Origin of the sequence: Devosia sp. LjRoot16, from assembly GCF_964252795.1 — a bacterium.
In the GTDB taxonomy this organism is placed as follows: Bacteria; Pseudomonadota; Alphaproteobacteria; order Rhizobiales; family Devosiaceae; genus Devosia_A.
The window spans coordinates 99299-115109 of the sequence record NZ_CAXUPH020000004.1; the positions used below are offsets into that span (position 1 = coordinate 99299).

General features: G+C 65.6%; 14 protein-coding genes and 1 tRNA gene. 13 read left to right on the forward strand and 2 right to left on the reverse strand.

Going from position 1 to position 15811, the window contains the following annotated elements; all coding sequences use genetic code 11:
• Nucleotides 1-172 precede the first annotated feature (172 nt).
• Together ACSQ23_RS18430 and ACSQ23_RS18435 are read left to right on the forward strand one after the other, a co-directional pair.
• A complete protein-coding gene (locus ACSQ23_RS18430) occupies nt 173-1579 on the forward strand; it encodes an MFS transporter (RefSeq protein WP_436091466.1) in 1407 nt (468 codons plus the stop codon).
• 16 nt (nt 1580-1595) lie between these two features.
• Nucleotides 1596-2993 (forward strand): MFS transporter, encoded by a 1398-nt coding sequence (locus ACSQ23_RS18435; protein ID WP_436091467.1) that lies wholly within the window; start codon nt 1596-1598, stop codon nt 2991-2993.
• A 195-nt stretch (nt 2994-3188) separates the two neighbouring features.
• Here ACSQ23_RS18435 and ACSQ23_RS18440 read toward each other — a convergent pair whose 3' ends face one another.
• Together ACSQ23_RS18440 and ACSQ23_RS18445 are read right to left on the reverse strand one after the other, a co-directional pair.
• On the reverse strand, nt 3189-3902 hold the full coding sequence (locus ACSQ23_RS18440) for an RlmE family RNA methyltransferase (RefSeq protein WP_055879430.1): 714 nt from the start codon (nt 3900-3902) through the stop codon (nt 3189-3191).
• Nucleotides 3902-4825 (reverse strand): Ppx/GppA phosphatase family protein, encoded by a 924-nt coding sequence (locus ACSQ23_RS18445; RefSeq protein ID WP_436091468.1) that lies wholly within the window; start codon nt 4823-4825, stop codon nt 3902-3904. The genes ACSQ23_RS18440 and ACSQ23_RS18445 overlap by 1 nt, the downstream gene beginning before the upstream one ends.
• A 522-nt stretch (nt 4826-5347) precedes the next feature.
• Between ACSQ23_RS18445 and ACSQ23_RS18450 the strand changes: the two genes are divergently transcribed.
• The 11 genes from ACSQ23_RS18450 (at nt 5348) to ACSQ23_RS18500 (ending at nt 15791) form a co-directional block, all read left to right on the forward strand.
• Nucleotides 5348-5421, forward strand: a tRNA-Gln gene (locus ACSQ23_RS18450).
• A gap of 653 nt (nt 5422-6074) precedes the next feature.
• Nucleotides 6075-6626, forward strand: a complete 552-nt coding sequence (locus tag ACSQ23_RS18455) for a hypothetical protein (RefSeq protein WP_436091469.1) — start codon at nt 6075-6077, stop codon at nt 6624-6626.
• A gap of 317 nt (nt 6627-6943) precedes the next feature.
• Nucleotides 6944-8239, forward strand: coding sequence for an ABC transporter substrate-binding protein (locus tag ACSQ23_RS18460; protein WP_436091470.1), 1296 nt, complete (start codon nt 6944-6946; stop codon nt 8237-8239).
• 232 nt (nt 8240-8471) lie between these two features.
• Nucleotides 8472-9368 (forward strand): carbohydrate ABC transporter permease, encoded by an 897-nt coding sequence (locus ACSQ23_RS18465; protein WP_436091471.1) that lies wholly within the window; start codon nt 8472-8474, stop codon nt 9366-9368.
• Nucleotides 9365-10240: a carbohydrate ABC transporter permease gene (locus tag ACSQ23_RS18470; RefSeq protein WP_436091472.1), complete on the forward strand. Its 876-nt coding sequence runs from the start codon at nt 9365-9367 to the stop codon at nt 10238-10240. Before ACSQ23_RS18465 ends, ACSQ23_RS18470 begins: the two co-directional genes overlap by 4 nt.
• A 135-nt stretch (nt 10241-10375) precedes the next feature.
• Complete coding sequence (locus ACSQ23_RS18475) at nt 10376-11620, forward strand: extracellular solute-binding protein (RefSeq protein ID WP_436091473.1); 1245 nt, start codon at nt 10376-10378, stop codon at nt 11618-11620.
• A 57-nt stretch (nt 11621-11677) separates the two neighbouring features.
• Complete coding sequence (locus ACSQ23_RS18480; RefSeq protein ID WP_436091474.1) at nt 11678-12613, forward strand: carbohydrate ABC transporter permease; 936 nt, start codon at nt 11678-11680, stop codon at nt 12611-12613.
• The gene (locus ACSQ23_RS18485) at nt 12610-13440 is read left to right on the forward strand and encodes a carbohydrate ABC transporter permease (RefSeq protein WP_436091475.1); all 831 of its coding nucleotides are present in this window, start codon (nt 12610-12612) and stop codon (nt 13438-13440) included. Before ACSQ23_RS18480 ends, ACSQ23_RS18485 begins: the two co-directional genes overlap by 4 nt.
• Nucleotides 13437-14174 (forward strand): PIG-L deacetylase family protein, encoded by a 738-nt coding sequence (locus ACSQ23_RS18490; RefSeq protein ID WP_436091476.1) that lies wholly within the window; start codon nt 13437-13439, stop codon nt 14172-14174. Before ACSQ23_RS18485 ends, ACSQ23_RS18490 begins: the two co-directional genes overlap by 4 nt.
• Nucleotides 14171-15052 carry an ROK family protein gene (locus ACSQ23_RS18495; RefSeq protein WP_436091477.1) on the forward strand — a complete coding sequence of 294 codons (882 nt, stop codon included), beginning with the start codon at nt 14171-14173 and terminating at the stop codon, nt 15050-15052. The genes ACSQ23_RS18490 and ACSQ23_RS18495 overlap by 4 nt, the downstream gene beginning before the upstream one ends.
• On the forward strand, nt 15045-15791 hold the full coding sequence (locus ACSQ23_RS18500; protein ID WP_436091478.1) for a GntR family transcriptional regulator: 747 nt from the start codon (nt 15045-15047) through the stop codon (nt 15789-15791). Before ACSQ23_RS18495 ends, ACSQ23_RS18500 begins: the two co-directional genes overlap by 8 nt.
• The last annotated feature ends 20 nt before the right edge of the window (nt 15792-15811 follow it).

The following is a 15811-nucleotide window of genomic DNA, read 5'->3' on the forward strand; positions in this document are numbered from 1 at the left end:
TTCAACCCAAACAAAATGTGGCCTCAATAAGCCACGTGTTGGCTTGAGGGGTCAATCGGTTAGGCCCCAAGCGATTAACGACTAAGGGACGTGTTGCGTTGCGGTCCCACGCGCCGTAAAGCTCACGCCGATAGTTTCAATCCTAACAGTGCCTCGATCGAGGCTCCCCTCCGTGCGCATCATCCCCCTCGTCCTCGCGGTCGCGCTGTTCATGGAAAACATGGACTCGACGGTTATTGCGACCTCGCTGCCGGCGATCGCGGCGGATATCGGGGCCGAGCCGATTTCGCTGAAGCTGGCGCTGACCGCCTACTTCGTGGCGCTCGCCATCTTCATCCCGCTGTCGGGCTGGATGGCCGACCGGTTCGGCGCCAAGAACATTTTCCGCGTCGCCATCGTGGTGTTCATGGCCGGCTCGATCTGCTGCGCCTTCTCGGATTCGCTGCTGACCTTCGTGTTGTCGCGGTTCCTGCAAGGCATTGGCGGCTCGATGATGACGCCGGTGGCGCGGCTGGTGCTGGTGCGCGCCACACCGCGCAATGAGCTGGTCTCGGCCATGGCCTGGCTCACCATCCCGGCGCTGATCGGCCCGATCACCGGCCCGCCGCTGGGCGGTTTCCTCACCACCTATCTCAGCTGGCACTGGATTTTCTGGATCAATATCCCGATCGGCCTTATCGGGCTGGTCCTCGTCACCAAATACCTCAATGCGGCCGATGGCCGGAACGAGCGACCGGTGGACGTGCCGGGGCTGATTCTTTCGGCCATCACCTTTGCCGGTATCATGTTCGGCTTCTCGGTGATCAGCCTCCCCGCCATCCCGACCGTCGCCGGCTATGGCTCGATTGTCGTCGGGGTGATCGCGGGGCTGCTTTACCTGCGGCATGCGAAGCGCACGCCGTTTCCGATTCTCGACCCCAGGATGTTCCGGCTGCCACTGTTCCGCAACGCCATCATCGGTGGCTCCCTGTTCCGCATCGGCATCGGCGCCTTCCCGTTTCTGATGCCGCTGATGCTGCAGCTGACTTTCGGGCTGACACCATTCGAATCCGGCCTCACCACCTTCATCGCGGCGATCGGGGCGATCCTCTCGAAGTTCGGCGCTGAAAAGCTCTATGCCGCCTTCGGCTTCCCGCGGACACTGATGGTCACGGCGCTGCTCGGCTGCACTTTTCTCGCCATCAACGGCTTCTTCACCCCCGCCGTGCCGCACTGGCTGCTGATGGGTTCGCTGTTGTTCGGCGGCCTCACCCGCTCGTTCTTCTTTACCGGCGTCAACGCCCTGGTGTTTGCCGATGTCGACGAGGCGCATGCCAGCCAGGCCACGGCGATCAACGCGGTGAGCCAGCAGCTCAGCGTCGCGGCCGGTGTCGCGGTAGCGGGTGGCGCGCTGGAAATCGCCTCGAATATGCATGGTGGCGAGCTGGTGCTGGCCGATTTCCACATCGCCTGGTTCGTCGTCGCTGCGGTCGCCATCTGCAGCGCTATCCCGTTCATGCGGCTGCCACCCGACGCAGGTAGCGACGTGTCGGGCCACAAGGCAAAGCCCATCGCCAAGCCGGTTCCGGCAACACTCTGACGCCTCGAAAGCTCCGATGTCCGCGCTCCGCCTGACCCCGCTGATCCTCGCCGTGGCGCTGTTCATGGAGAACATGGATTCGACGGTGATCGCGACGTCGCTGGCGGCCATCGCGCACGATATCGGCACCGAGCCGATCGCGCTGAAGCTGGCGCTGACCACCTACATGGTGGCGCTGGCGATCTTCATCCCGGTGTCGAGCTGGATGGCCGACAAGTTCGGCGCCAAGCGGGTGTTTGCCTGGGCGATCGTGGTGTTCATCCTGGGATCGGTGTGCTGCGCCATCTCGAACTCGCTGCTGACGTTCGTCTTGTCGCGGTTCCTGCAGGGCATGGGCGGAGCGATGATGACGCCGGTGGCGCGGCTGGTGCTGGTGCGGGTGACGCCGCGGCAACAACTGGTCGATGCGATGGCGTGGCTGTCGATCCCCGGGCTCGTCGGCCCGATCGTCGGGCCGCCGATCGGTGGCTTCATCACCACCTTTGCCAGCTGGCACTGGATCTTCCTGATCAACGTGCCGATCGGCATCCTTGGAATCATCCTCGTCAACAAGTACCTGCCGGAGTGGCATCGGAACGAGCCGCGCAAGCTGGACTTCACCGGCTTCCTGCTGGCCGGATTGTGCTTTGCCGGCCTTGTCTTCGGTATCTCGGTGCTGACGCTGCCGGCCCTGCCAGCTAGCTTTGGCTATGGTTCGCTGTTCCTCGGCGTCGTCGCCGCTATCGCCTATTGGTTCCACTTCCGCCGGACCGAGTACCCGCTGCTCGATCTGAGGATCTTCCGCCAGCCGCTGTTCCGCCTGACCATGATCGGCGGCACCATCTTCCGGCTCGGTACCGGGGCGATGCCGTTCCTGTTCCCGCTGATGCTGCAGCTCGCCTTTGGCCTGAACCCGTTCGAGAGCGGCATGGTGACCTTTGCCTCGGCGGTGGGCGCCTTCACCATGAAGTTCATGGCCGAGCGCTTCATCGCGCGGCTCGGCTTCCGCCGGGCGCTGGTGATCGCCTGCACCATCACGGCCGGCGGTGTGCTGGCGATGGGGCTCTACACGCCCGACACCCCGACCCCGCTGATGCTGGCGCTGCTGGTGATCACCGGCTTCTTCCAGTCGCTGCTCTGGACCACCACCAATGCCTTCATCTTCGCCGATGTCGCCGACAAGGATGCCGGGCAGGCCAATGTGCTGAGCCAGGTGAGCGTGCAGCTCTCCCTCGCCTTCGGCGTCGCGATCGGCGGCGGCATCTTCGAGGGCGTCCACCTGCTGCATGGCGGGGCCCCTGGGCTCAACGACTTCCACGTTGCCTTCTGGGTCATGGCAACGGTGACGCTGATCTCGGCGCTGATCTTCCTGCGAGTTCCGCGGAGCGCCAACATGCACAGCCACCGGGCCGAGAGCGGCGCGCCGGCCGAGTGATCAGCGGATCATTGGGCTGCACGAACCCGGTGATTAGGGCTCGGCCTTAAACCTACCACCGGCTGTCATCCCAGCGAAAGCTGGGACCCATCTTGCAGCCCGAGCCTGTGGGTAGTTGGGTCCCAGCTTTCGCTGGGATGACATCGTAGGTGGGGTGATCACAGTGGGTCGCTCGACCACCGCGCACCAAAGCACTTACTCCGGCGCGTTGCCCTTGAAGCCGCGGGCCAGCAGGTAAGTCTCGGCGGAATCGGCGCGGCTGGCCTTGGGCTTGGCGTGGATGGTGGTGGTGAAGTGCTGCTTCAGCAAGTGCAACAGCTCGTGCTCGGTGCCGCCCTGGAACACCTTGGCGACAAAGGTCCCGCCTGGCGCCAGGACCTTGACCGCGAAATCGGCGGCGAGTTCGACCAGCTGCATGATCCGGATATGGTCGGTGGCGCGGTGCCCGGTGGTCGGCGCCGCCATATCCGACATCACGATATCGGCCTTGTGCCCACCCAGCGCATCGATCAGCGCCTGGGGGGCATCCTCGTCGTTAAAATCCTTCTGCAGCAGGATGACGCCTTCGATCGCATCCATCTCGAGATAGTCGATACCGACGATCAGCGGCTTATCCGCTGTGGTGCCGACGATGGGCGCCGCCACCAGCGACCAGCCGCCGGGAGCCGCGCCGAGATCGACGACGCGCATGCCCTTTTTGAACAGGTGGTAGCGCTCGTCGAGTTCCTTGATCTTGTAGGCGGCGCGCGAGCGCAGCCCCTCGGTCCGCGCCTTGGCGACATAGGGATCGTTGAGCTGGCGCTGCAGCCAGATCGTCGAGCCAATCTTGCGGCCCTTGGCGGTCTTTACGTGAACCTTGAGACCGGTCGCCGATTTGCGTCCCGCTCCCTGCCCTGTTCCCTTGGCCATCAGCGACTCCTGCGACTATTGGCGCGATCAGCCCGGTCGGCGTCGATCAGCGAGATGAGAATACCTTCGCGCAGGCCGCGGTCGGCGACGCGCACGCGTTCGGTCGGCCATTCGCGGCGGATCGCCTCGAAGATGGCGCAGCCGGGCAGCACGAGGTCGGCACGGTCCTTGCCGATGCAGGGGTGGGCGACGCGACGGTCAAAGCTCATGCCGAGCAGCGCCGTCATGGTGGCGTCGACATCGGCGCGAGTCATCCACAGGCCGTCGACCTTCTGGCGCTCGTAGCGCTCGAGGCCGAGGTGAAGGCCCGCAAGCGTGGTGACGGTGCCGGAGGTGCCGATCAGGTGCACCGGGTGCTCGGCGATCATCTGGCGAAGTTTCTCGCGGCCGCGGAACTGGCGGAGCTGGCCGGCGACGAACGCCACCATATCCTCGAACGTCTCGGGGGTGACGTTCACGCCGCCGAATTTTTCGGCGATCGAAACGACCCCGACCGGCAGCGACTGCCAGGAGCGGATGGACGAGGACATGCGCCCCTGCCGGCGCGGCCGACCGCCGCGGAAATCGAGCCAGGCGAGTTCGGACGACCCACCGCCGATATCGAACATCAGGGCGCCCGACGATTCTTCCTCGATCAGGTCGGCGCAGCCGGTGACCGCGAGTGAGGCCTCGGTCTGGCGGTCGACGATCTCGAGCACGAGGCCGAGCTCGCGTTCGACTCGGGCGATGAACTCGGCGCCGTTCGAGGCCGAGCGGCAGGCCTCGGTGGCAATGAGGCGCATGCGGGTCGGTTCGTGCTCGCGCAGCTTGTTGCGGCAGAGGCGGAGCGCCTCCATGGTCCGCTCCATGGCGGCGACGGACAGTTTTCCGGTGGTCGACAGGCCCTCACCGAGGCGCACGATGCGGGTGAAGCCATCGAGCACGCGAAAGCTGTTCTCGTGCGGGCGGGCGATAAGGAGGCGGCAATTGTTGGTGCCGAGATCGAGCGCCGCATAGAGCGGCCCTCGCGACCGGCGCGAAGAGGGATTCCCTGCGGGGTGCGTCCGCCGCTCCGCTCCGCCAGGCCCAGGTTGCCCCCCAGGATTCGCGGTGGTCTGGGCAGGGCTACGGCCCTGCCCGTCACGGTGCCGCTCCAGGCTCTCGGCCCCGGCTGCGGCGGCGGACCGATCTTGATCGGTCAACCTTGCTCCATTTCCCCGCGCAGTCGCCGGCATCCGGCCGAAGCCGTGGGCGCCCGACACGGGCATATCTCAGTGTCGCCAATGAGGGTAGAGGATGATACCCGCCAACGCAACGCCCTGAATCTGCCGCAAACTTGAACGGCGGCGGGCCGGATCGCAAAGGCTGAAGAATGCCGAAAAGGGGTGTTGATCAGACGATCGATTGCCGCTAGAAGGCGCACCGAATGCTGACGGTTCCGCCGGACAGCATCCAGGCTCAGCGCTTGGGGAATAGTTCAATGGTAGAACTGCGGACTCTGACTCCGTCAATCTTGGTTCGAATCCAGGTTCCCCAGCCAGCCCTCTCCTTCTGATACTGCCGATGTTTCGACTGCTGTGCCCCTAGAGCTTGCAGCGCTTTGACCTGCCGTCGTTGCCAACATAGCTGTCGGTGGAGGCTGTAGGTGACGAAGCGCGCGGCGCAACGGCCGCGGTGGGTGGAGTAGGTCCGCGTGTCGCCGCGTTCCATGGCGTCGATCAGGCTGAAATCGATCGGGGTGGAGTAGCCTCGCTGGCGCGGGAACGAGGTGTTCAGCGCGTTGATGGCCGCGGCCGCTGGATCGAAGTTCGGGTTGTTGGGGTTGGCGAGCCGGCCGTAGTTGTAGTCGTTGTTCCAGTATTGGGCTGCAGCGGGTGTCGTGAGCGGCAGGCCGGCGACGAGAATGGCAACGACGGGGCAGACGAATTCTCGCATCAAACGTCTCCTCACGCGTGGCGTTCCGGGAAAGCGCTGGGTGCGTGAGGCGTCCGGATCGGGTCAGCATGGCAGCCCGCAGTTGCCGAAACCCTGTAAGCCTCTGGACGATTAGCGTGTAATTGGCTCGGGGGCCTGTGACGGGCGGCCGTTCCTGTAATTGCGCTGACACGGCGGCTCAGCCGGAGATCAGGGCGCCAGTGGTACCAGAGAGCCGCCCGCAGGAACGGGCATCCCTTTGCAGATGAGGCCACACTCATGAAATCCCTGTCGAAATTCGCCCTGGTCGGGCTGCTCGCCCTGTCGCCGATGGTCGCCGCCAACCTGAGCGGCGCAGTCGCCGCCGGCCGCCCCGAAAGCCCCGGCAACTCGGAATCCGCGCATGAAAACGCCGGCAGCGAGAACAGCAACGGCAATGGCAATGGCACTGGCAATGGCAGCGTCGCCTCCAAGGCCGGCGGCGGCAATGCGGCGCATGCCTCCGAGCAAGGACTGGCGCATGCCAGCGACAAATCGATGGTCGGCAAGGTTCGTGCCTATGCGGCCCTCGACGCCGCAGTGGAATCGGGCGAGTTGCAGCAGGCCGTGACCGACGCGCAGACTGACTTCGACGACGCCTATCCGGACTTCGACGACCTTACTGAGGAAGAGCAGGCCGAAGCGCTGGATAGCCCAGAGGGGCAGGCGCTGGCAGCCGCCCAGGCGGCGCTGGACGAGGCGGTCGGCGACCGGGATGCGGCGCTGGCGGCAATCACCAAGTCCGACGATCCGGCGGTCAAGGCGTATATCGACGCGCTGCTTGCCGACTGATTAACGACTCCGCGATGGGCCGGCTTGTCCGGCCTGTCGCCCCTCGCCCGACGGCGGTCTCCCCGGCGCGCAGCGCGGGGCCGCTTCTGTTGGCCGCCCAGACCGGGCATCACCAGGTGACATCGCTCCCCGGAAAGTGCGCTTCGGCAAAGCCGAACCAGCTCAACCCTGGGCGCAAGGATCCTCGCCTCATTCCTCACCGCACCCATACGCTTCCACAGCCTTGGCATGGCTCTTGACCAATGTCGTTATAACGTCATAACTCTATGACGTCAGGCGGGCATAGAGCTCACTGGCGCCACAGGGAGAATTCAAACATGCAGCTGTTCCAGGCTTTCACGCGCTCCGCGGGGGCGGTCGCGGTCCTGCTTTCGAGCACCGCACTGGTCCAGGCCGCGGATGTGTCGTTCCTCACCCATTGGGCACCGGATACGGTGGCCAAGCTGGAGGCGGCCGCCGCGACCTATACTGAGGCCCACCCCGATACCAAGATCACCGTCCGCGCCGTGCCGTTCGGCGACCTGTTGACGACGCTCCGCACTTCGGGCGGCGGCGCCGGCGGGGCGACCATTGCCGGCATCTATGATGCCTGGCTGCCGGATCTCGCCAAGGACCAGCTGGTCGCAGCGGTGCCGGACGCGATTGCCGCCGACACCAAGGCCAACTGGCCGGCCGGCGTGATCGGCGCGGCCTCGATCGGCGGCACGCTGTACGGCATCCCGAACGAGATCGACGTCTATGCGCTCAACTACAACAAGAAGCTGTTCGAAGCTGCCGGCATCACCGAGGCGCCCAAGACCTGGGACGAATTCCTCGCCGCAGCCGAGAAGCTGACCGACAAATCCAAGGGCCAGCAGGGCTTCGGGCTGATCAACTCGTGGGCGGCGGGCGTCCTCCACCCGTTCTCGTCGCTGCTGGTGTCGAACGGCGGCGATCTGGTGGTCGACGGCAAGCCGGTGCTCGACAGCGAGGCAGCCAAGCAGACCTTCGAGCTCTACGAGAAGCTGATCAAATCGGGCTATTCCGACCCGGCGATGGCCACGGCCGACGCCAACACAACTGGGCCGTTCCTCGACAGCTTCGTTTCCGGCAAGACCGGCATGATCATCATGGCCAACTGGTGGGAATCGGCGCTGAAGGCCGGCATGGGCGACAACTTCGCCGATATCGCCACCGCTCCGATCCCGGTGGGGCCGTCGGGCGATACCGCCCGCTCGATCTCGTACTCGTGGATGACCGTGGTCAATGCCAAGGCTTCGGCCGAGGAGCAGGCTGCGGCCTGGGATTTCCTCAACTGGCTCAACGGGCCGGAATCGGGTCCGAACGGCGCCTCGGCAATGGGCGATATCCTGATGTCGATGGGCATCCTGCCGTCGCGCACCTCTGACGGCACGGCGTTCGCCGAGCGGCTGTCGAGCGATCCGTTCCTCGCCGGCTATACCGGCACGCTGGCCAATGCCAAGCCGTTCCCGGTGGTGCTGGGCGGCCAGGAGTTCTCGGAATCGCTGCAGAAGACGCTGGAAGCCATGCAGTTCGGCCAGCTCTCGGCCGCCGATGCGCAGGCGACGGCCCAGGCCGACGCCACCGAGATCCTCGAGCGTAACGCGAAGTAATGGTGGAGGGGCGGGGCGACCCGCCCTCCTCTATCACCGGTGCGGGAAACAACCCCCACCCCTGTCCCCTCCCCGCAAGGGACGCGGTAGCGCCCTGAGGGGGAGGGAGACCCTCCCACTCCCATCGCGGCCAACGGCGCGGTCGCGGCGGCTCTATCGTCTCCCTCCCCCTTGCGGGGAGGGGACAGGGGTGGGGGCATCTTTGAGCACCGTTAGAGACGAACTCTTGCCTATGACCAACACTCAGCACCGATCAGCGGTCTTCATGCTGGCGCCCGCGACCGGGTTGCTGGCAGTTTTCATCATCATCCCGATGCTGCTGACGATCTGGCTCAGCTTCCAGAACTGGTCGACGCAGACCGGGTTCGAGACGGCGACGTTCGTCGGCGTACAGAACTTCATCGATATCTTCGCCAACAACTCGGTGGGCCGCGACTTCAAGGCGGCGCTGGTCAATACCGCGCTCTACACGGTGGGCTCGGTGGCGATCATCCTGCCGCTGTCGGTGCTGCTGGGGCTGCTGGTGCACCAGAAGATCGCGCCAGGCGGGGTGTTCCTCCGCACCGTGCTGTTCTCCACCTACATGGTGCCGATGATCGCGGTGGCGCTGGTGTTCTCAAAGCTCTACTCGCCGACCGAAGGGCCGCTGAACCAGATCCTCGGCTGGGTCGGCATTCCGCCGCAGACCTGGCTGAGTGCGCCGCAGACGGCGCTGTTCGCGATCGTCATCCTCAATGTCTGGCAGCAGGTCGGCTACTTCACCGTGCTGGCGGTCGCAGGGCTGACGCAGATCCCGGATTCACTTTACGAGGCAGCCAAGATCGACGGCGCCAACCCGATCCAGCGCTTCTTCTCGATCACCCTGCCGCTGCTCGGCAATACGCTGCTGTTTTCGTCGGTGATCGCCATCATCAACGCCGTGCAGGTGTTCGAGCCGGTGGCGCTGATCACCCAGGGCGGGCCGGTGAATGCCACCAACGTTCTCACCTATCACATCCGTCGCGTCGGCATCGAACGAGCGCAGGGCGGGCTCGGCTCGGCCATGGCGGTGACGCTGATGCTGGCGCTGGTCGTGGCGATCGCGCTGCTGTTCGCCTTCGCCCGTTCGCGGGAGGCAAAGTCCGCATGACCACCGCAGTTGCAGACCGCCGCCGGCTCGAGGGCCCGCGCTTCAAGGCGACGCCGGCCAGTGCAGTGCTGGTGCTGGTGATCATCGTCGTGGCAGTGATCGCAGCGTTTCCTCTGGCCTGGATGATCCTCACGAGTCTCAAGACGCCGCAGGAGACCATGCAGGTGCCGCCGGTATGGCTGCCCGGCGCACCCAACCTCGACGCCTACACGCAGGTCGCCGAAGTGGTGAGCCTCGGGCGCTCATTCCTCAACTCGGCAGTGATCGCGGTGGTGACGACCGTCGCCATCATCGTCACCAGCCTGATGGCCGGGTACGCCTTCGCCAAGTACGAGTTCCGCTACAAGGAAGCACTGTTCGCGCTGTTGATCGCGACGATGTTCCTGCCGCCGATCGTCACGCTGATCCCGCTCTATCGGATCACCGGCTATCTCGGGCTCAACGCCAGCCTCGCCGGGGTGATCGTCCCCAACCTCGCCAATGCCTTCGGCATCTTCCTGATGCGGCAGTTCATCAAGGGTGTGCCCGATGAACTGATCGAGGCGGCGCGGGTGGATGGCGCCTCGGAGCTGCGGGTGCTGTTCCAGATCGTCGCCCCAGCGGTGATGCCGGCCATCGCAGCGCTGGTGCTGTTCGCCTTCGTCTACCACTGGAACAGCTATCTCTGGCCACTGACGGTGCTGCAGGGGAGTGCCGACCAGTACCCGATCGTCATCTCGCTCTCGCGGCTCCTCAGCTACAACCGCGGCGCCATGAATACCGGCCTGGTGATGGCCGGAGCCACACTCGCGGTGCTGCCGCCGGTGCTGCTGTTCGTGATCCTGCAGCGCTTTTTCGTCGATTCCGTCGTCAGTTCGGGGGTGAAGGGATGAGTGGCTGCATGTGGATATAACGAAATGACGTTATAACCTCTTTACCTGTTTCAGCATTGCTGCTTAGCTTTCCGGGTCGGTTTGCGTTCCGCCGATCTCACCCAATGAGTCCAGGGAGCTCTTTGATAGATGCCGTTGTCTCGCAGACTATTCGCCATCGGGCTGGCGCTCGCCGCCAGCACCCCGTTCATGTCCTTTGCCGCCGCACAGGAAACCGTCACGCTGTGGAGCTGGCGCACCGAGGACCAGGCCGCCATGGGTCGCATCTTCGCGGCCTTCGAGGCGGCCAACCCCGACATCAAGGTGGACCTGCAGTTCACCCCCGACGCCGACTACCAGAACCGGCTGGCCACCGCGCTGCGCGGCGGCAAGGGCCCCGACATCGCCCAGCTCAAGGCCTATGGCGAGCTGCAGCCGCTGGTCGAGGCCGGCTATCTCGAGCCGCTGAATGACAGCGTGCCGGCTATTGCCGAGATGCCTGAGACCGCCACCGGTGGCGTGATCAGCGTTGCCGACGGCAAGTTCTACGGCGTGCCGTATTCGGTGCCGGTGCTCGGCGTGTTCTACAACACCGCCCTGTTCGAAGCGAATGGCGTTGCGGTGCCGACCACTTACGCCGAGTTCCTCGCGGCCTGCGAGAAGCTGAAGGCCGCCGGCATTACCCCGATCGCCAGCGGTGGGGCGCAGGGCTCGGCCTGGGCGCTCGAGATCGGCGTCGGCATGATCGGCCCGACAATTTACGGCGCCGACTTCTACGGCGAGATGATGTCGGGCAAGGCGAACTTCGAGGATCCGCGCTTCATCGCGACGCTGAAGCGCTTCGCCGAGCTGAAGCCCTATTACTCGGATGGCTTTGCCGGCATCGACTACACCACCTCGACGCAGCAGTTCATCAACGGCCAGGCCGCGATGTTCTTCGGCGGCTCGTGGGAGAACGGCAGCTTCAAGGCGCAGAACCCCGACCTGAAGTTCTCGGTGTTCGCGTTCCCGGGCGATGCCGCCACCGACAAGCCGCTGGTCGCGGCTTTTTCGGACGGCTCGTACGGGTTGGTGGCCGATAGCGAGAAGAAGGAGGCGGCGACCAAGGTGCTGAACTTCATCGCTTCGCCCGAGTTTGCGCAGCTGTTCGCCGACGAGCTTGGCTGGCCGGCGGCCCGTCCCGATGTGACCTCGGAAGATCCGGTGCTCAAGGCGATGATCGCGATGCAGGGCAACACCACGCCCTATCTCAGCCTCGTCGGCTACCGCTGGCAAACCCCGACAGCCTCGTCGGTGATCCAGGCCGAAGTGATCGACATGGTCGAGGGCAACATCACGCCCGAAAAGCTCGCCGCCGACGTCAATGCGGCGGTCAGCACCTGGTTCAAGCCCAAGCCGTAACCAAGACTGGCGGCCTGCCCCGGCGGGCCGCCCTCCCCTCTTCCGGACCTCCGCACGATGAGCGACGCCGCCAACCGCACCGAACCAGCCAGGCTGTCACGGCACCTTGCCGCGCTCGGCTTCGTGCTGCCGGCGCTGCTGATCTACGGGCTGTTCGTGCTCTACCCGCTGCTGACCTCGCTGTGGGGCAGCCTGTTCGAGTGGCGCGGGCTGCGCCAGCTCGATTTCTCGTGGTTCGACAACTACCTGCGGCTGCTTTCCTTTCCCAATTCGGAGAAGCTGTTCGGGGCGCTCTGGCACAACGTGGCGTGGTTCTTCGGCATCATGCTGTTCCAGAACGGCTTTGGGCTGATCCTCGCCTACCTGCTGTTCTGGTCGCGGAAGGGCGCGAGCTTCTTCCAGTCGGTATTCTTTTTTCCGGCGGTGTTGAGCCCGGTGATCGTCGGCGCGCTGTGGCGGCTGCTGCTGGCGCCGAACGGCGTGGTCGAATGGATGCTCAACGGCCTTGGCCTGCATGAGGGCCGGCTGACGGTGCTCGGCGATTCCGGCTGGGCGCTGTGGGTGCTGATCGCCATCGATGCGTGGAACTGGATGGGCCTGCCGGTGCTGATCTTCACCGCCGGGCTGCGCCAGATCTCCTACGAGGTGTTCGAGGCCGCCAAGCTCGACGGCGCCGGTTCCACCCGCATGCTGACCACGGTGGCGCTGCCGCTGCTGGTGCCATCGATTTCGTCGGTGACGACGTTGAGTTTCATCAACACTTTCAACCAGTTCGACATCGTCTATGTGATGCAGGGCGTGCAGGGGAACCCGAACTTTTCGACCGACACGCTGGTCACCTATTTCTACCGCCTGGCGTTCGGCGCCGAGGGCGCGGTGGGCATCACCGATATCGGTCTGGCGCTGGCGCTCGGCACCATGCTGTTCCTGTTGCTGAGCGTCGGCACCTTGCTGCTGCTGCGCGCCTTCGACCGCGCGACGGTGCAGCCATGACTCCGGCCGGTTTCCTCGCCCGCCTGCCACGCTGGCTGGTGCTGCTCGGCTGGACCGTGGTGGTGCTGCTGCCGCTCTATGCGCTGGTAGTCTCGTGCTTCAAGACCACGCAGCAGATCTATGCCGATCCGCTGGGCCTGCCGCAGAGCCTGATCCTCGACAACTTCATCAACGCCTGGCAGCGCGCCGACCTGGGGCGCAACCTGATCAACAGCCTCATTGTCACCGGCGGCGCGGTGATCGTCACCATCGTCGTCGCGGCGATGGCGGCCTACCCGCTGAGCCGCTACGGCCTCAAATGGGGCGTCTGGATGCTGGCGCTGTTTCTTGCCGGCATCATGCTGCCGATCCGCCTCGCCTCGGTCGAACTGTTCACGCTGATGCGCGACCTCGAGCTGCTGGACAGCCATCTCGGGCTGATCTCGGTCTATGTCGCGATCCGCATTCCGTTCGCCATTTTCATCTTCGCCAACTTCATGCGGGTGCTGCCGCGCGAGCTGGAGGAGGCAGCGCGGCTGGATGGAGCGGGCGAGTTGCGCATCCTGTTCAGCATCATCCTGCCGGTGGTGGCGCCGGCGGTATCGATCGTCGCCATCTTCACCACCATCGCGGTGTGGAATGACTTCTTCTTCCCGCTGATCTTCATCTTCGACAACAACCTCAAGACGGTGCCGCTGGCGATCACCGGTTTCGTCGGGCAGTTCCGCACCGACTGGGGCATGGTGTTTGCGTCGCTGGGCATCTCGCTAGCCCCGGTGCTGGCGATGTATCTGCTGTTGGCGCGCCAGATCCGCGAAGGCGCCGCAGCGTCGGGAGCCGTGAAATGATCGAAGCCCAGGTCTACGCCGCCAAGCGCATCCTCGTGGTCGGGGCGCATGCCTTCGACGCCGAGGTGATTGCCGGGCCGCTGGCCTTCGTCGCAGCGGCGCGTGGAGCCGAGGTGACATTCCTGCACCTGACCATGGGTGAGCAGGGGCACCGTTGCCTCGCGCCACCGCTCTATGCCGAGCAGAAGCGGGGTGAAGCAAGCGCAGCAGCCGAGCGGCTGGGCATAAGCTGGCGCAGTCTCGACCTGCCGGACGGGTTCCTGCCCAATGACGACGCCACGGCGCTGGCGGTGTGCGACGTGCTGCGTGAGTTGAAGCCCGAGGTGGTGATCACCCACTGGCAGGGCAGCTGGCACAAGGACCATCGGGCAGCAAGCGAACTCACCAAGACGGCAGTGTTCTATGCGGCGCTGCCGACGCTCGAGCGGGCGCTGCCGGTGCACTCCCCTGCCCTGCTGCTGTTCGGCGAGAACTGGGAGGACGACGAGGGGTTCGTGCCGACCCACCTCGTCGACGTCACCGAGGGCTTTGCACCGTGGCGCGAGGCGGCCGAGAAGTATGAGCTGGCGCGCGGACTGAGCTCGTTCCCCTACATGGACTATTACGCCTCGCTGTACCGGCTGCGCGGCTGCATCCGCGGCACGACCTATGCGCAGGCGTTCATGAGCACTTCGAACTCGTGGAATGCGGGTGCCGGGCTGTTTGCCCCACCGGTGGGATCGGGGGCGCGATGACCGAGACGATCCTCGCCATCGATCTCGGCGGCACGCGATTCCGCGCCGGCATTGCCGACATGGGCGATCCGGCGGCCGTCCGCGCGGTGGGCGAATGGGCCGCGCCGCAGACCCTGGCGGCGTTCATGGAACTGCTGACCCAGCAACTGAGCGCGCACCAGGCGACGCGGCTGGGGCTTGGCATTCCCGGGCTGGCGCAGGGGACGGTGTGCCGCTGGGTGCCCAACCTCGGCTATCTCGACGGGTTGGACCTCGCGACCGAGTTGCCCGGTGTCTCGGTGGGGCTCGGCAATGATGCGCAGTTCGCGCTGCTCGCCGAGGTTTCGGCCGGGTCGGCCAAGGGGCTGGAGGATGCGATCCTGCTCGCCATCGGCACCGGCATCGGCTCCTCCGTGCTGGCCGGCGGGCGGATCGTCGCCGGCAATGGCGGCGCGGCCTGTTCGTTCGGCTGGGCGGTGGCTGACCTCCATGACCCCGGCGAGGACCGCAGCGGCTGGCTGGAGCGGCAGGCCTCGGGCCGGGCGCTCGATGCGGCCGCGCGGTCGATCGGGCTGGCTGACGGTGCGACACTGGTGCGAGCGGCGCGCGGGCGTGACCCTGCAGCGATCGAGGCGCTGACGCCTGCCATGCAGGCGCTCGGTGCGGCGCTGGCGGGCGCCGTTGCGCTCCTCGCGCCCGAGGCCATCATTTTCGCCGGCGGCGTCGCGGCATCGCTGGATGTGCTGAGGCCGCTGCTGCTACCGGCGCTGCACCGGCAACTGCCGCCGCATTTGAGAGCAATCGATATCCGCCCCGGACAGTTCGGGCCGAAGGCGGGACTGGTGGGCGCGGCATTTGCCGGCGCCTATGGGCCGAACTGGAGGAATGGGCATGGATGAACCACACGGTCTCATAAAGCCCGATCGGCGGCGGCCGGAGCCGCTGTGGCATCAGGCCGAGATGGCGCTGCGTGAGCTGGTCGAGCGCGGCGAATGGAGCTCGGGCATGCAGATCCCCAACGAGGATCGGCTCGGCGAGATGCTGGGGATTTCGCGCATCACGCTGCGCCATGCCCTGCGCAACCTCGAGGAAGCCGGGCTCTTACGGCGCGAACATGGGCGCGGCACGTTCGTGCGTTCGGCCACGGTCGTCGCCGGCGTGCGCGGGCTCACCAGCTTCACCGACGAGATGAAATCGCTGTCGCTGCAGGCCGGGACCCGGCTGATCGAAGCCAACCGCGTGCCGGCCGATGAAGAGATGGCCGATGCGCTGGAGATCGCGATCGGCGATCCCGTGGTGCAGCTCAAGCGCCTTCGGCTCGGCAACGGCATGCCGATCGGCATCCAGACCAGCCACCTGCCCGAGGCGCGAGTGCCCGGGCTGCTGGAAGACGCGACCAACGTGCAGTCGCTCTATGGCTGGCTGAAGGAGCGCTGCGGCATCACCCCGGTGAAGGCCAAGGAAGTCTACCGCGTCGGCAGCGTCGCCGCCGCGGATTCCGAACTGCTGCAGCTTACGGCGGGGACGCCGGCCTTCGAGGTCGAACGCATCGCCTATGACGCGAGGGGGCCGTTCGAATACGCCCTCTCCACCATGCGGGCGGACCGCTACGAGATCCGCTCCACCCTCTACGTGTAACGCTTTGTTCTGAAAGGCAA

What these genes read in the sequence shown, in the direction of transcription:
- ACSQ23_RS18435 (WP_436091467.1), top strand. Translation starts at nt 1,596, where the DNA reads ATGTCCGCGCTCCGCCTGACCCCGCTGATCCTCGCCGTGGCGCTGTTC.
- ACSQ23_RS18440 (WP_055879430.1), bottom strand. Translation starts at nt 3,902, where the DNA reads ATGGCCAAGGGAACAGGGCAGGGAGCGGGACGCAAATCGGCGACCGGT.
- ACSQ23_RS18455 (WP_436091469.1), top strand. Translation starts at nt 6,075, where the DNA reads ATGAAATCCCTGTCGAAATTCGCCCTGGTCGGGCTGCTCGCCCTGTCG.
- ACSQ23_RS18460 (WP_436091470.1), top strand. Translation starts at nt 6,944, where the DNA reads ATGCAGCTGTTCCAGGCTTTCACGCGCTCCGCGGGGGCGGTCGCGGTC.
- ACSQ23_RS18465 (WP_436091471.1), top strand. Translation starts at nt 8,472, where the DNA reads ATGACCAACACTCAGCACCGATCAGCGGTCTTCATGCTGGCGCCCGCG.
- ACSQ23_RS18470 (WP_436091472.1), top strand. Translation starts at nt 9,365, where the DNA reads ATGACCACCGCAGTTGCAGACCGCCGCCGGCTCGAGGGCCCGCGCTTC.
- ACSQ23_RS18480 (WP_436091474.1), top strand. Translation starts at nt 11,678, where the DNA reads ATGAGCGACGCCGCCAACCGCACCGAACCAGCCAGGCTGTCACGGCAC.
- ACSQ23_RS18485 (WP_436091475.1), top strand. Translation starts at nt 12,610, where the DNA reads ATGACTCCGGCCGGTTTCCTCGCCCGCCTGCCACGCTGGCTGGTGCTG.
- ACSQ23_RS18490 (WP_436091476.1), top strand. Translation starts at nt 13,437, where the DNA reads ATGATCGAAGCCCAGGTCTACGCCGCCAAGCGCATCCTCGTGGTCGGG.
- ACSQ23_RS18495 (WP_436091477.1), top strand. Translation starts at nt 14,171, where the DNA reads ATGACCGAGACGATCCTCGCCATCGATCTCGGCGGCACGCGATTCCGC.
- ACSQ23_RS18500 (WP_436091478.1), top strand. Translation starts at nt 15,045, where the DNA reads ATGGATGAACCACACGGTCTCATAAAGCCCGATCGGCGGCGGCCGGAG.